This is a genomic window from Ancylobacter mangrovi (assembly GCF_024752355.1).
Lineage (GTDB): Bacteria > Pseudomonadota > Alphaproteobacteria > Rhizobiales > Xanthobacteraceae > Ancylobacter > Ancylobacter mangrovi.
The window spans coordinates 48570-61977 of the sequence record NZ_JANTHZ010000012.1 but is presented as its reverse complement, the minus strand read 5'-3'; the positions used below and the strand labels follow the sequence as shown (position 1 = coordinate 61977).

General features: G+C 69.3%; 15 protein-coding genes. 7 read left to right on the top strand and 8 right to left on the bottom strand.

Translation table 11 applies throughout. The features are described 5' to 3' along the window. Nucleotides 1–35 precede the first annotated feature (35 nt). A complete protein-coding gene (locus tag NVS89_RS19920) occupies nucleotides 36–308 on the bottom strand; it encodes a hypothetical protein (protein WP_258734515.1) in 273 nt (90 codons plus the stop codon). Nucleotides 309–414: 106 nt separating this feature from the next. Then, nucleotides 415–1347 (bottom strand): polyprenyl synthetase family protein, encoded by a 933-nt coding sequence (locus NVS89_RS19915; RefSeq protein ID WP_258734514.1) that lies wholly within the window; start codon nucleotides 1345–1347, stop codon nucleotides 415–417. A gap of 251 nt (nucleotides 1348–1598) precedes the next feature. Between NVS89_RS19915 and NVS89_RS19910 the strand changes: the two genes are divergently transcribed. From NVS89_RS19910 to NVS89_RS19895, 4 genes are all read left to right on the top strand, one after another. Continuing rightward, nucleotides 1599–2279, top strand: a complete 681-nt coding sequence (locus tag NVS89_RS19910; RefSeq protein WP_258734513.1) for a transglycosylase domain-containing protein — start codon at nucleotides 1599–1601, stop codon at nucleotides 2277–2279. A 155-nt stretch (nucleotides 2280–2434) separates the two neighbouring features. Next, nucleotides 2435–2620, top strand: coding sequence for a 50S ribosomal protein L32 (rpmF, locus tag NVS89_RS19905; protein WP_018387408.1), 186 nt, complete (start codon nucleotides 2435–2437; stop codon nucleotides 2618–2620). Nucleotides 2621–2926: 306 nt separating this feature from the next. Then, entirely contained in the window at nucleotides 2927–4222 is a 1296-nt protein-coding gene (locus NVS89_RS19900) for an alpha/beta hydrolase (RefSeq protein ID WP_258734512.1), read from the top strand. A gap of 237 nt (nucleotides 4223–4459) precedes the next feature. Then, nucleotides 4460–6193 carry a GGDEF and EAL domain-containing protein gene (locus NVS89_RS19895; protein ID WP_258734511.1) on the top strand — a complete coding sequence of 578 codons (1734 nt, stop codon included), beginning with the start codon at nucleotides 4460–4462 and terminating at the stop codon, nucleotides 6191–6193. Nucleotides 6194–6312: 119 nt separating this feature from the next. Here the strand turns inward: NVS89_RS19895 and phaR are convergent, their stop codons facing one another. After that, nucleotides 6313–6894, bottom strand: coding sequence for a polyhydroxyalkanoate synthesis repressor PhaR (gene phaR, locus NVS89_RS19890; RefSeq protein WP_258734510.1), 582 nt, complete (start codon nucleotides 6892–6894; stop codon nucleotides 6313–6315). A gap of 260 nt (nucleotides 6895–7154) precedes the next feature. On the opposite strand from phaR, the gene NVS89_RS19885 reads away from it, so the two are divergent. The 3 genes from NVS89_RS19885 to yddG all read left to right on the top strand — a co-directional run bounded on the left by NVS89_RS19885 (nucleotide 7155) and on the right by yddG (nucleotide 10274). Further along, on the top strand, nucleotides 7155–8333 hold the full coding sequence (locus NVS89_RS19885; RefSeq protein WP_258734509.1) for an acetyl-CoA C-acetyltransferase: 1179 nt from the start codon (nucleotides 7155–7157) through the stop codon (nucleotides 8331–8333). Nucleotides 8334–8483: 150 nt separating this feature from the next. Beyond that, entirely contained in the window at nucleotides 8484–9209 is a 726-nt protein-coding gene (gene phbB, locus NVS89_RS19880) for an acetoacetyl-CoA reductase (RefSeq protein WP_258734508.1), read from the top strand. Between the two features lie 198 nt (nucleotides 9210–9407). Next, on the top strand, nucleotides 9408–10274 hold the full coding sequence (gene yddG, locus NVS89_RS19875) for an aromatic amino acid exporter YddG (RefSeq protein ID WP_258734507.1): 867 nt from the start codon (nucleotides 9408–9410) through the stop codon (nucleotides 10272–10274). Between the two features lie 3 nt (nucleotides 10275–10277). Here the strand turns inward: yddG and NVS89_RS19870 are convergent, their stop codons facing one another. The 5 genes from NVS89_RS19870 to thpR all read right to left on the bottom strand — a co-directional run bounded on the left by NVS89_RS19870 (nucleotide 10278) and on the right by thpR (nucleotide 13301). Beyond that, a complete protein-coding gene (locus NVS89_RS19870) occupies nucleotides 10278–10718 on the bottom strand; it encodes a cupin domain-containing protein (protein ID WP_258734506.1) in 441 nt (146 codons plus the stop codon). A 3-nt stretch (nucleotides 10719–10721) separates the two neighbouring features. Further along, nucleotides 10722–11495, bottom strand: a complete 774-nt coding sequence (gene gloB, locus NVS89_RS19865) for a hydroxyacylglutathione hydrolase (RefSeq protein ID WP_258734505.1) — start codon at nucleotides 11493–11495, stop codon at nucleotides 10722–10724. Between the two features lie 115 nt (nucleotides 11496–11610). Beyond that, nucleotides 11611–12129, bottom strand: coding sequence for an invasion associated locus B family protein (locus NVS89_RS19860; RefSeq protein ID WP_258734504.1), 519 nt, complete (start codon nucleotides 12127–12129; stop codon nucleotides 11611–11613). A 206-nt stretch (nucleotides 12130–12335) separates the two neighbouring features. Beyond that, nucleotides 12336–12713: a YkvA family protein gene (locus tag NVS89_RS19855; protein ID WP_258734503.1), complete on the bottom strand. Its 378-nt coding sequence runs from the start codon at nucleotides 12711–12713 to the stop codon at nucleotides 12336–12338. 54 nt (nucleotides 12714–12767) lie between these two features. After that, nucleotides 12768–13301: an RNA 2',3'-cyclic phosphodiesterase gene (gene thpR, locus NVS89_RS19850; RefSeq protein WP_258734502.1), complete on the bottom strand. Its 534-nt coding sequence runs from the start codon at nucleotides 13299–13301 to the stop codon at nucleotides 12768–12770. Nucleotides 13302–13408: the final 107 nt, after the last annotated feature.

The following is a 13408-nucleotide window of genomic DNA, read 5'->3' as shown; positions in this document are numbered from 1 at the left end:
TGAACCGCGCCAGCCCCGAAGGGCCGGCGGGCGGCTCAGTACTGCGGCAGGTAGAACTCGGTCGGCAGCGGATAGCGGCTGCCGGTGATTCCGCCTTCGCCGCCATACTGCGGATAGCGCGGCTGGGTGGCGAAGATGTAGTTCAGGTCGCGCGCCGTGCCGGGCTTCACCACCGGGCCGGGATCGAGATAGGACCGGGGCGGCTGCTTGCGGATGATGATGCGCGTCTCCTGCGCTTCCGCCGGCGCGGTAGCGACGAGGGCGGCGCCGGCGAGCAGGCCGGCGAGGATGAGCGGAGCGGCACGCATTTTCACCTCCTGGCGACGCAAGGCTGCGCGAAGCATCTGCACGACGCACGCTTACGTCACGATAAGAATGGGCGCACCTTATCGTTCCGTCGAGATGAGGAAACCCCTAATTCCGCCGATTTGCCACGAAACGTGCCGCTTCCGCCAAAAGTGTGGCCGCGCTGCCGAAAACCGAAAGCGCCGCCTCGGCTTCTCCGACCAGACGCTCGAGCTCGAGCCGCGCACCGTCGATGCCGAGCGAATCGATCAGCGTCGCCTTTCCGGCCGCCGCGTCCTTGCCCACGCGCTTGCCCACCGTGCCGGCGTCGCCCTCCACGTCGAGCAGGTCGTCGGCGATCTGGAACGCGCGGCCGAGGGCGTGGGAATAGCGGGCGAGGCACTGGCGCCGCTCGGCATCGGCCGAGCCGAGGATCGCGCCGGCCGCGCAGGCGAAATCGAGCAGGGCGCCGGTCTTCATCGCCTGTAGGCGCTCGATTTCCGGCGCCGCGAGGGGAGAGCGGGCGCCGTTCTCGAACCGGCCCTCGGCGGCGAGGTCGAGCATCTGCCCCCCGACCATGCCGGCGCCGCCCGCCGCGCGGGCGAGGCCGGCCACCAAGGCGATGCGGATCGCCGGGTCGGCGGCCGCGTCCTCGCGCGCCAGTATGTCGAAGGCGAGGGTGAGCAGCGCGTCGCCGGCGAGGATGGCGGTGGCATCGTCGAAGGCGCGATGGACGGTGGGCTGGCCGCGGCGCAGGTCGTCGTCGTCCATCGCCGGGAGGTCGTCATGCACCAGCGAATAGCAGTGCACGCATTCCAGCGCCGCGGCGGCGGGCAGGGCGGCCGCGCGCGGGACGCCGAACAGGGCGGCCGATTCGACCAGCAGGAAGGGGCGCAGCCGCTTGCCGCCCGCCAGCGCCGCGTGGCGCATCGCCGCCGCCAGCCGCGCGCTGCGCGGCGAATTGCCGGTGATCGCATCGTCGAGATAGGCGACGACGGCATCGGCGGTCTCGCCGAGCGCAAGAGCCAGGGCGGAGGACGGATCGTCGGCGGAGCTCGTCATTACTATGCTCTACAGGGCGGGAGGTCTGGGTGCCCCAGCTCGAGTGACGGGTCAAGCGACCGGCCGGCGATGGCGGGACCATAATCCAGTGCAGCACGAATTGCGCGCGGGATCGTTGCCCGCCCGGCGATGGCGCGCATGGGGAGCGCGCGTGAGACCGCACATGCGCCGATTCTTCAACGCGTCTTGAACGCGGTCTTGGTCGAACGCGCCCGTGCCGCTAGGTAGAGTAGGGGAACGAAGGGGAGAGCATGGGGCTGATACGGGCATGGGCTTGGAAGGCGGCGCTGATCGTCGTCGCAACGCCGCTCGTGCTCGGGCTGCTCTATAACCTCGTCCAGCCGGTCTCGACGCTGATGCTGGCGCGCTGGGTGAGCGGCCAGCCGGTGGTGCGCGAATGGCGGCCGATCGCCGACATTTCCCCGGCGCTGGTGCGCAGCGTGCTGGCCTCCGAGGATGCGCGCTTCTGCACCCATATCGGCATCGACCTCGTCGAGCTGCAGCAGGTGCTGGACGACAGCGACGGCCTCGACGCCTCGCGCGGGGCCTCCACCATCACCATGCAGCTCGCCAAGAACCTGTTCCTGTGGAACGGGCGCAGCTATGTGCGCAAGGCGCTGGAGATGCCGCTGGCGCTTTATCTCAACGTCGTCATGTCGAAGCGCCGGCAGCTCGAGATCTATCTCAACATCGCCGAATGGGGGCCTGACGGCGAGTTCGGGGCCGAGGCGGCGGCGCAGGCCGCCTTCGGGCGCGGGGCGGACAGGCTGAGCGCCCGCCAGGCGGCGCTTCTCGCCGTCACCCTGCCCAATCCGCACCATCGCCGCCCGGGAAAACCGGGTCCGGGGCTGAGCCGGCTCGCGGGCAATCTGCAGGCCCGGCTGCCGCGCGAGGGGCCGGAGCTGACCGCCTGTCTCGGGCTCGACCGGTAGCGCCCGCGAACGAAGCGTTTGCGGAACGCAGCCATGTGCCGCGGCCCCCTTTAATTCGCGCGCGCGAGTCTGTATAAGCCGCCACTCGAATTACGCAGGATCCGGCGCCGGCCCGCCCCATGGGAGCGCGCGTCTTGCCGGCAGAGGAGTAGACCATGGCCGTTCCGAAGAAGAAGACCAGCCCGTCGCGTCGCGGCATGCGCCGTTCCGCCGACGCGCTCGCCAAGCCGACCTATATCGAGGACAAGGATTCCGGCGAGCTGCGCCGTCCCCACCACCTCGACCTGAAGACCGGCATGTACAAGGGCCGCCAGGTCCTCAAGGTCAAGGCCGAGGCCTGACCGCCGGCGCGGCCGCGTCGCCGCGCGAGCATTTTCAGCGCGACATGAGCAAGGCTGGTTCCACATCGGAGCCGGCCTTTTCGTGTATGGGGGACGGCTCGTCCGGGCGGCAAAGCCTTGTTAGCCATGGAATACCGTCAGCCACGCGCGGAGCTTACCAGCCCCCTCGCGAGGTGGTACAACTCCCGTCTCTAACGTCGGGGCACGTCCAGGTCGGGGGAACGCTGCGTGTTGCGTATCGGGAGTAGGTCGGGCCCTGCCGGGGCCGATGTCAGGGGTCGCCGGCGGGTTTTCGCCGGCGCGGTCGTGGTGCGCGCATTAGTGGTGCGCGTGGGCGTGATCGTGGTGGCCGGCGGCGTGCTCGCCGGCTGTGCGGGGCGCCCGGGACCGGATGCGCTGACGGCGACCGAGGACAACGTGCCCGGCACCACGGAACACGTGATCCTCGTCGCGTCGGCGCGCGAGCCCGATCCGAGGCCCGGCGTGTTCTACAGCGGCGAGCGCGCCGACAAGCTGAGCTTCGCGCGCATCGACATGACCGTGCCGCCGACCCACAAGCCGGGCATGGTGGAGTTTCCCAAGCAGGGCGCGCTGCCCAATCCCGCCACCGACATGGTGGTGCGCGACGCGCTCTATCGCCAGAGCGGGCAGCAGTTCGTCGACGACCTGAAGGGCGAGCTCGCCAAGCGGCCCAAGGGCGACAAGGACATCTTCATCTTCGTCCACGGCTACAACACGCTGTTCTCCGAGGCGCTGTACCGCTTCGCCCAGCTCGCCGAGGATTCGAAGTCGCCCGCCGTGCCGGTGCTGTTCACCTGGGCCTCGCGCGGCTCGACCGCCGATTATGTCTATGACAGCAACAGCGCCACGGCCGCGCGCGACGAGCTCGAGAAGACCATTCGCCTCGCCTTCGACAGCGGTGCCGAGCAGGTGAGCATCCTCGCCCATTCGATGGGGAACTGGGTGACGGTGGAGGCGCTGCGGCAGATCGCGATTTCCGGCAAGGCGCTGCCGGAGGGCAAGATCGGCAACATCATCCTGGCCTCGCCCGACATCGACGTCGACGTGTTCAAGACCCAGCTGGCGCGCTTCCGCGCGCCCCACAAGCCGTTCATCGTCGTGGTCTCGCGCGACGACAAGGCGCTCGGCCTGTCCGACTTCATCGCCGGCGGCAAGCCGCGGCTCGGCGCCTATACCAATGACGAGGACCTTGTGAAGATGGGCGCCGTCGTGGTCGACATGACCGACGTCAAGGCGCAGGACGGGTTCAACCACGGCAAGTTCACCCAGCTCGCCGAGATGGCGCCGGAGCTGCGCGGCATGGTCGCGGGGGCGGCGGCGCGCAAGAAGGACGAGGTGAACGTGGCGGGAATCCAGTTCCACGGCCTCGACCGCTTTACCCTTTCGCTGCCGAAGTTCATCACGCCGGCCGCGGCCGCCACGGCGCCGCCCGTGCCCGCGACGGGCGCACCGGACGCGGCGCAGGAAGCCGCCCAGGCTGCGGCGGCCGCGGCGCCGGAGGGGGAGGCGGCCGCAAGCGCGGCGGAAGATCCCGATACCGCCATGGTCGCACAGGCGCAGCGGGCAGCGCCGGGCCAGTAACCCGAAAAACGGACTTGCCGGGCGGCGCGGACGACCTGACCATTGGTTCGCGCCGACCCGAGCCCCGCCGTTCCAGTTGATGTAGAGTCCCGCTCATGACGCTTCCGCCCGATCCCGGCCCATGGGTGCGCCATGTAGAGGTGCGCCAAGCCGGGGTGCGCCAAGCCGGGGTGCGCCAAGCCGGGGTGCGCCAAGCCGGGGTGCGCCAAGCCGGGGTGCGCCAAGCCGGGGTGCGCCATGTCTGAGAATGGTTCGCCGAACCCGTCCGCTGGGCAGAAGACACGATCGCCCGAAATCGGGCCAACCGAAGAGCTGCCGCCGGAGACGGTCGCCGACATCTTGCGCGGGCTGGAAGGCGTCGCCTATCGCTGGACGCTGGAGGACGACCGCGTCACCTGGAGTTCCTGCGCCGCCGGCCTGCTCGGCCCGGAGCGTCTCGCCTGGTCGCTCAGCGGGCGCGACTTCGCGCGGCTGATCGCCACTGGTTCCGGCGCCAGCCGCTTCGAGGCGGCTCACGTCGCGGCGCCTGCGCATTCGCCGGGAGCGGCACGGTTCGAGACCAGCTACTGCCTCGACCTGCCGCCGGACACCGAGCTTGGCCGGTTGTGGGTGGAGGATCGCGGCATCGGCCATTTCGACGCCGAGGGCCGCCTCGTGCGGGTCGACGGCCTGCTGCGGCGGCTCTCCAGCGGACGCCCGGTGCGCGACGGTGCGGAAGGTGCGCTCGCCGTACAGCCGGACCGCCAGCGCCTCGCCACGCTGCTGGAGCAGAACCTCGTCCGCGTGCTGGGCGAAGGCGGCGAGTTCGGCTTTGCGCTGATCGGGCTCGACCATCTCGGCCAGCTCAACGATGCCTATGGCTTCCACACCGCCGACGAAGTCATCGACATCATGTTCATGCGCCTGCGCGCGCGGATCGAGCCAAGCGACGAGCTGGCGCGCTTCTCGGGCAGCAAGTTCGGGCTGATCGTCAGGGGTCGGCCGATGGACGGCTTCGTCGGCGCGCTCGAGCAGATCGTCGCCTCGGTGAACGCGACGCCGCCGCGCACCAGCGCCGGCGCGGTCGCCGCCTCTGTCACCGCGGGCGGGCTGATCGCGCCGCGCCAGGCGCGCAGCGTCGAGGAGATCTTCGCCCGCGCCCAGGATGCGCTGCACAGCGCGCGCGAGGCGGTGCGCGGCGGCGTCGAGCTCTACGCGCCGAGCTTCGACCGCGCGGCGGAGCGGCGCGCCAACCTGCATTTCGCCGACGACATCGTCTCCGCGCTGGCCGACCGGCGGGTGTCGCTGGCGTTCCAGCCGATCGCCGAGGGGAAGAGCCGGCGCATCGCCTTCCATGAATGCCTGGTGCGGATCACCGGGCGCGACGGGCAGGTGTTCGACGGCGCCGCCATCATCCCCGCCGCCGACCGGTTCGGCCTCACCCGCCTGCTCGACCGCCGCTCGCTGGAGCTGGCGCTGGCGGCGCTGACCGACGATCCCGAGCTGCGACTCTCGGTCAACGTCTCGCCGGCCACCATCCATGACGGTGTCTGGCTGGAGCTGATGGAGGAGGGCGCGCAGGCGGGGCTTGCCGAGCGCGTGATCGTCGAGCTGACCGAGAGCGCGACCATCGCCGACATCGAGGCGATGCGCCGGCGGGTGCACTGGCTGCACAGCCTCGGCGCGCAGGTGGCGATGGACGATTTCGGCGCCGGCTACACCTCGTTCCGCAACCTGCGCCGGCTCGACGTCGATTATCTGAAGATCGACGGCAGCTTCATCTGCACCATGATGCAGTCGGCGGACGACCGCCACTTCGTGCGCTCGCTGCTGGAGCTCGCCGGCAATCTCGGCATCGAGACGGTCGCCGAATGGGTGATCGACGAGGCCACAGGCCGGCAGCTCGTCGACTGGGGCTGCACCTATCTTCAGGGCGAGCTCATCGGGCTCGCCAGCGAGCGCCCGATCCCGAACCCGCCGCCCGCGAACTGAGCGGGCCGGCGCGCCGGAAGGGAAGGCGCCCGAACGCGGTCGGTCCGCCTTGCCGCGCGCCTGTCGCCATCGGCGGAACGAACCGCCGGACGCCTGCCGGCGTCCGGCCGCTTCCGCCTCTATTCCTTGGGGGTCTCGCCCAGCTTGTCGAGGCGCTTCTGCATGTCGGCGACCTGGCGCTTCAGCTCGTCGAAATCGTCCGGCTTGGCCGCCGCGGCGGCGGCCGGCGTGGCGGGCGTCGCTTCCTCGCCGCGGCCATTGGGCAGGAACATCTTGAAGGCGCGGTCGAAGATTTCCATGTTGCGCCGCACCTGATCCTCCATCACCCCGAAGCCGCCGACTCCGAAGGTCTTGGAGAATTGCTCGCGCAGGGTGGCCTGCTCCTTGGCGAAATTCTCGATCGACATGTCGAGGTACCGGGGAACCAGCATCTGCATGCTGTCACCGTAAAAACGGATGATCTGGCGCAGGAAGTTGATCGGCAGCAGATTCTGCCCCTTGCCTTCCTGCTCGAAGATGATCTGCGTCAGTACCGAATGCGTAATGTCTTCCGATGATTTGGCGTCGTAGACGACGAAGTCCTCACCGTTCTTGACCATCTGCGCCAGGTCTTCCAGCGTTACATAGGTGCTGGTGCCGGTATTGTAGAGACGGCGGTTCGCATATTTCTTGATGGTGACGGGTTCGTTGGATTTTGCCATTGTGATCCGGTCGCCTTGCTCGTTTCCCATTGAAAACTCTAGGACGTTTCAAATCCCCCGGCTACAGGATTGTGCAGGCGCTCTGACGCAGCGCACGACATCGTCGCGTCGGCCCTTCGGGCAATATTCGGCGCGGAATCTGCGGCGCCATTGACATGTGTCAGTTGCGCCAACAACGATGACGGCACATTTCAGAGGCGAACGGCGCGCCTGGCGACGATCGGCAGGCGCCGAGCCCGACCTAGCGGAGGACGTCATTCATGAAAGACGACATTGTCATCGTCGGCGCGGCGCGCACGCCGGTCGGCGCCTTCAACGGTGCGCTCTCGTCTCTGCCGGCCCACGAGCTGGGCAAGGTGGCGATCCAGGAAGCTCTGAACCGCGCCGGCGTCGCGCCCGACGAGGTGAGCGAGACGATCATGGGGCAGATCCTCACCGCGGGTGAGGGGCAGAACCCGGCGCGTCAGGCGTCGATCGCCGCCGGCATTCCGGTCGGCAGCCCGGCCTGGGGCGTGAACCAGCTCTGCGGTTCGGGCCTGCGCTCGGTCGCACTCGGCTACCAGGCGCTGATGAACGGGGATAGCGAGATCGTCGTCGCCGGCGGCCAGGAATCGATGAGCCAGGCGCCGCACTGCGCGCATCTGCGCTCCGGCACCAAGATGGGCAGCCTCGAGATGGTCGACACCATGATCAAGGACGGGCTGTGGGACGCCTTCAACGGATATCACATGGGCATGACGGCCGAGAACGTCGCGCGCCAGTGGCAGATCACCCGCGAGCAGCAGGACGAGTTCGCGGTCGGCTCGCAGAACAAGGCCGAGGCGGCGCAGAAGTCCGGGCGCTTCAAGGACGAGATCGCCCCGGTGACCATCTCCACCCGCAAGGGCGACATCGTGGTGGCCGACGACGAATATCCCCGCCACGGCGCCACGATCGACGCCATGGCCAAGCTGCGCCCGGCGTTCGCCAAGGACGGCACGGTGACCGCGGGCAACGCCTCGGGCATCAATGACGGCGCCGCCGCCATCGTGCTGATGACCGCCGCCAAGGCCGCCAGCGCCGGCAAGACGCCGCTGGCGCGCATCGTCTCCTGGGCGCAGGCGGGGGTCGATCCCTCGATCATGGGCACCGGGCCGATCCCGGCCTCGCGCCGCGCGCTGGAGAAGGCCGGCTGGAGCGCCGCCGACCTCGACCTGATCGAGGCCAACGAGGCCTTCGCCGCCCAGGCCTGCGCCGTCAACAAGGACCTCGGCTGGGACACCTCCAAGGTCAACGTCAATGGCGGGGCGATCGCGCTCGGCCATCCGATCGGCGCCTCCGGCGCGCGCGTGCTGACCACGCTGCTCTACGAGATGCAGAAGCGCGACGCCAAGAAGGCGCTCGCCACGCTGTGCATCGGCGGCGGCATGGGCATCGCCATGTGCGTAGAGCGCGACTGACGAATACCGGCCGCCCCTTATCGCCAGCGGGGCGGCCGTATCTCCCTTGGGAAAAGACGAGCGGGCTATGTACTAAACCCGTATCGTCGCTCAATAAAAACGACGTAGAAGCCGTCGTAGCTTTTGGGACGGAAACCAGAGGGGCGTGAGATGAGTCGAGTTGCGTTGGTCAGCGGCGGCACCCGTGGGATCGGGGCGGCCGTGTGCAAGGCCTTGAAGGCCGCCGGGTACAGCGTCGCCGCCAACTACGCCGGAAACGCCGAGGCGGCCGCCGCCTTCTCGGCCGAGACCGGAATCCCCACCTTCAAATGGGACGTGTCCGACTTCGAAGCCTGCAAGGCGGGCATCGCGCAGGTCACCGAACAGCTCGGCCCGGTCGAGGTGTTGGTCAACAATGCCGGCATCACCCGCGACGGCATGCTGCACAAGATGGGCCCCGAGCAGTGGCACTCGGTGATCAACACCAACCTCAATTCGGTGTTCAACATGTGCCGCAACGTGATCGAGGGCATGCGCGAGCGCGGCTTCGGCCGCATCGTGACGATCTCCTCCATCAACGGCCAGAAGGGCCAGATGGGGCAGACCAACTACTGCGCCGCCAAGGCGGGCGAGATCGGCTTCACCAAGGCGCTGGCGCAGGAGAACGCCATCAAGGGCATCACGGTGAACGCGATCTGCCCGGGCTATATCGGCACGGAGATGGTGCGCGCCATGCCGCAGGACGTGCTGGAGAAGCGGGTGCTGCCGCTGATCCCGACCGGCCGGCTCGGCGAGCCGGAAGAGGTCGCGCGCTGCGTGGTGTTCCTGGTCGCCGACGAGGCGGGCTTCATCACCGGCTCGACGCTGAGCGCCAATGGCGGCCAGTACATGAGCTGACGCCGGCGCTGACGCCGGATCGCTGAGAGGCGGCGCGCGGGCAGCGGGCCGCCGGGGAGGGCGGCGTGAGCCCGCACGCCAGCCCTTGGCGCGGGTGGGCCCCGTCTCCAGCCTGCGCGGGGCGGGGTGGACCATCTTCGCGGATGCGCGCCCCGTCGAATTGGGCTAAGCGGGGGCTCCTTTCCGCAGCCGCATCCCATGTCCCGCAACGCCGCCACCCTCACGGGCTTCACCGCCATCCTGCTCTGGTCGACGCTCGCGCTCGCCACCTCGGCGACCGGCGCCGTGCCGCCCTTCCTGCTGACCGCGCTCACCTTCGCCATCGGCGGCTCGGTCGGCCTGCTGGCGGGACTGATGCGCGGGGTCGGGCTTGGCGTGTTCCGCCAGCCCTGGCCGGTCTGGCTGCACGGGGTGGGCGGGCTGTTCGGCTACCACTTCTTCTATTTCTCGGCGCTGAAGCTCGCCCCGCCGGCCGAGGCCGGGCTGATCGCCTATCTCTGGCCGCTGCTGATCGTCCTGCTCTCGGCCTTCCTGCCGGGCGAGCGGCTGCGCGTCGCCCATGTGGCGGGCGCGCTGATGGGGCTGGCGGGCACCATCGTGCTGCTCGGCGCGCGCGCCGGCGGGCTCGGCTTCTCGCCGGACTACTTGCCCGGCTACGCGGCGGCGGGAGTGTGCGCGGTGGTGTGGTCGGTCTATTCGGTCGCCTCGCGCCGCTTCGAGAGCGTGCCGACCGAGGTCGTCGCCGGCTTCTGCCTCGCCACGGCGGTGCTCTCCGTGCCGTGCCACCTGCTGTTCGAGCCGGCGATCTGGCCGAACGGCGCGCATGAGTGGCTCGCCGTGCTGGCGCTCGGCATCGGCCCGGTCGGCATCGCCTTCTACACCTGGGACATCGGCATGAAGCGCGGCGACATCCGCCTGCTCGGCGTCGCCTCCTATGCGGCGCCGGTGCTGTCCACGCTGCTGCTGATCGCGGCCGGATTCGCCGCGGCGAGCTGGTCGCTGGCGCTCGCCTGCGCGCTCATCGTCGGCGGTGCGGCGGTGGCGACGCTGCTGGCGCGCCGCTGATCCTTAGCCCGGCGACCAGCCGGGTGCGGCGAGCTCGAAGCCGGCGAATTCGAAGCCGGGCGCGACCGTGCAGCCCACCAGCGTCCATTCGCCGAGGCTGCGCGCCGACTGCCAGGCGCCGTGCGGCACCGCGCGCTGCGGTTCCTGCCCGTTGAGGAGATCCGGCCCGAGCCGGTAGTTCACCGCCGGGTCGGCCTGGTCCTCGGCGATCAGCAGTTCCAGCGGCGCGCCGGCGTACCAGTGCCAGATCTCGACCGCGTCGACGCGGTGCCAGTGCGAGGTCTCTCCCGCCGCGAGCAGAAAATAGATCGCCGTCGACACCGCGCGCCCCTCCGCCGTCCGGTGCGCGTCGCGGAAGGTCTCGCGGAAATGCCCGCCCTCGGGGTGCGGCTGGAGGCCGAGGCGGGCCACGATCTCGCGCGCGGTGAGGCCGGACAGGTCCATCGCTCAGCCCCGGAAGCTGTTCTTCAGGTTGCGCAGCTCGGTGAAGACCGCGCCCGGGTCGGCGCCCGGCAGGCCGATGCGGGCGGCGAGCTCGGGATCGTCCGCGTTCATGAAGGGATTGGTCGCCTTCTCCGCGCCGATCGTGGTCGGCAGGGTCGGTTTGCCGGCGGCACGCAGCTCCTCCACCTCCTTCAGCCGGGCGGCGAGGGCGGCGTTGTCCGGGTCGACGCTGGCGGCGAAGCGGGCGTTGGAGAGCGTGTATTCGTGCCCGCAATAGACCTTGATGTCGTCGGGCAGGGCGCGCAGGCGCAGCAGCGATTCCCACAGCACCGGCGGATCGCACTCGAAGGGGCGCCCGCAGCCCATGACGAAGAGCGTGTCGCCCGAGAACAGCAGGCGCTCGTCCTCGAACAGGAACACGATGTGGCCCTTGGTGTGGCCCGGCGTCTCCATCGCCCGCCCGACCAGGCCGCCGACCGCCACCGGGTCGCCGTCGACCAGGGTGAAGTCGAGGCCGGGGATCGAGTCGCGCTCGGCGCCGGGGCCGATCACGGTGGCGCCAAAGCGGGCTTTGAGCGCCTCGATGCCGGCGGTGTGGTCGGTGTGGTGATGGGTGACGAGAATATGGGTGAGGTCCCAGTTCTCGCGTTCCAGCGCCGCCAGGATCGGCGCCACTTCCGGGGCGTCCACCACGGCCGTGGCTTCCGTCGCGGGGTCGCGCAGGAGCACGGCGTAGTTGTCCGCGAGGCAGGGGATCAGGCGCAGTTCGACCGGCATGTCACTCCTCGTGTCGGATGGGCGAGCAGGCCTTGGTTCTGCAGACGAGGCCACGGAAGCGCCGTGCGGCGCTCCCGTCCGTGCCCGCCATGATAATGCGAGCCGGGCCGGCCCGTCAGCGACATTCCTGCGCGGCGCGGTCGATCGCCGCGGTGACGCCGCTCAGCGAATAGCGGTCGGTGGTCACGTTGCCGCGCGACGAGGTGCTCTTGAAGGTGAGGTCGCTGCCGCGCTTCATGGCGTCCACGAGCTTGGCCTCCTCCGCGACGTTGCGCACCCAGGCGCCGGTGTCGCGGGTGTAGAGATCGAAGGAGGTGCCGCCGATGTCGATATTGGCGTCCGTGCCTTCCCTCAGCGGGAAGCCGACCACCACGCTGACCTCGTTCTTCACGTTCTCAGCGGTGCGGGTGCTGATGAAGAAGTAGGCCGGGTCGCGGTTCAGACCGGCCGGGAGCCGGGCCTTGGGCTGCGAAAGCGCATAGCAGATCTTGCCCTTGCCGCTGGTGTCCACATAGACACCCCAGTCGCCGAACTGGCCGACGAGTTTCGGCGCACCTTGAGCGCTGGCGCCGGTTGCGCCTACGAGTGCCAGAACCAAGCCGGCGAGTGCCGCGCGCACGATGCGTCGTGCCATGGTCTCTTCTCCCAAGTTGAGTTTTCGCCCCATGCGGGCGCAATCGATTCCCCAGACAAGCCGCTACAGGGATATCCGCCCGGTCGGCGGCTGTGAACCCTTCGAGCCGCAAACGAAGCGCTTTGCCGATCAAATGGCGGCGTGTTGGCGGCAAATCAACGATATGGTGAACGCCCTGTTAACGCTGGGGAATCGACGCTGAGCCCTTAGCGGGCGCGGATCCGGTCGAGCGCGGCGCGTGCCGCTTCCCGGTGGGCGGGGGTGACGTGGCCCGCCAGCATGTTCAGCGTCGCCGCGATCACGGCCGCGTCATCGGTGAATCCGAGGACGGGAAACAGGTCCGGAACGGCGTCGGTGGGCAGCAGGAAATAGGCGAGCGCGCCGAACAGAAGCACCCGCACACGGGTCGGCGTGGCGCTGTCGAGCGCGCAGTAATAGGCGGCCGTCGCCTCCTCGGCGAAGGGCAGGCGCGAGGCGCCGGAGCCGAGCTTCTTCCAGAAGCCGGCGCGTACCTTGCGCTCATTGTCCTCGGCATCGCCGGTGGCGGCGTCGAAGTCGAAGGTCTCGTCGAAAGGCGTGGCCATCATCGTCTCCTCGGGGAAGAGATGGTCACATGCGCGCGCGTGTTCAATAGCGCGTCACATCAGCGGGTAGGCGGCCTCGACCCGATAGGGGCCGCCGCCGACGGAATCGCGCGAGGAAAACAGCACGAAGCGCGAGACCGGGAAGGCGGGGCTGCGGAAATAGCCGCGCAGGGCGAGATATTCCGCCACCTGCCGGGGCGTCACGTCGCGCAGCCGCGCCAGCGTGACATGGGGGCGGAAGTTGCGCCCTTCCGGCGGCAGGCCGATGCGCTTCATCGCCCGCTCATGCTCGGCCTGCAGGTCGGTCAGCGCCTCGTTCGCCTTCACCCCGGCGAAGATGGCGCGCGGCTTGTGATTGCCAAACTGGTCGACGCCAGCCAGCGTCACCTCGAAGCTGAAATGGTCGATCTCGTCCAGCGCCGCCGCCGCGTCGCGGGCGACGGCGTGGTCGACGTCGCCGATGAAGCGCAGGGTGACGTGGTAGAATTCCGGGCTTATCCAGCGCGCGCCGGGCAGGCCGCCACGCAGCATCGACAGGCCTTCGGCGATGTCCGACGGAATTTCGAGGGCGGTGAAGAGCCGCGGCATAACCCCCTCCTTGCCATTTCCTGAGCGGAAATATGTGTGAATTGATACGGATTCGCCCGGCAAGGAAAAGGGGAAAATGCGGCGGCGCAGCAACCGGGCGCTACGCT

Coding starts and splice junctions, on each gene's coding strand:
- NVS89_RS19920 (WP_258734515.1), bottom strand. CDS start 308: ATGCGTGCCGCTCCGCTCATCCTCGCCGGCCTGCTCGCCGGCGCCGCC.
- NVS89_RS19915 (WP_258734514.1), bottom strand. CDS start 1,347: ATGACGAGCTCCGCCGACGATCCGTCCTCCGCCCTGGCTCTTGCGCTC.
- NVS89_RS19910 (WP_258734513.1), top strand. CDS start 1,599: ATGGGGCTGATACGGGCATGGGCTTGGAAGGCGGCGCTGATCGTCGTC.
- rpmF (WP_018387408.1), top strand. CDS start 2,435: ATGGCCGTTCCGAAGAAGAAGACCAGCCCGTCGCGTCGCGGCATGCGC.
- NVS89_RS19895 (WP_258734511.1), top strand. CDS start 4,460: ATGTCTGAGAATGGTTCGCCGAACCCGTCCGCTGGGCAGAAGACACGA.
- phaR (WP_258734510.1), bottom strand. CDS start 6,894: ATGGCAAAATCCAACGAACCCGTCACCATCAAGAAATATGCGAACCGC.
- NVS89_RS19885 (WP_258734509.1), top strand. CDS start 7,155: ATGAAAGACGACATTGTCATCGTCGGCGCGGCGCGCACGCCGGTCGGC.
- phbB (WP_258734508.1), top strand. CDS start 8,484: ATGAGTCGAGTTGCGTTGGTCAGCGGCGGCACCCGTGGGATCGGGGCG.
- yddG (WP_258734507.1), top strand. CDS start 9,408: ATGTCCCGCAACGCCGCCACCCTCACGGGCTTCACCGCCATCCTGCTC.
- NVS89_RS19870 (WP_258734506.1), bottom strand. CDS start 10,718: ATGGACCTGTCCGGCCTCACCGCGCGCGAGATCGTGGCCCGCCTCGGC.
- gloB (WP_258734505.1), bottom strand. CDS start 11,495: ATGCCGGTCGAACTGCGCCTGATCCCCTGCCTCGCGGACAACTACGCC.
- NVS89_RS19860 (WP_258734504.1), bottom strand. CDS start 12,129: ATGGCACGACGCATCGTGCGCGCGGCACTCGCCGGCTTGGTTCTGGCA.
- NVS89_RS19855 (WP_258734503.1), bottom strand. CDS start 12,713: ATGGCCACGCCTTTCGACGAGACCTTCGACTTCGACGCCGCCACCGGC.
- thpR (WP_258734502.1), bottom strand. CDS start 13,301: ATGCCGCGGCTCTTCACCGCCCTCGAAATTCCGTCGGACATCGCCGAA.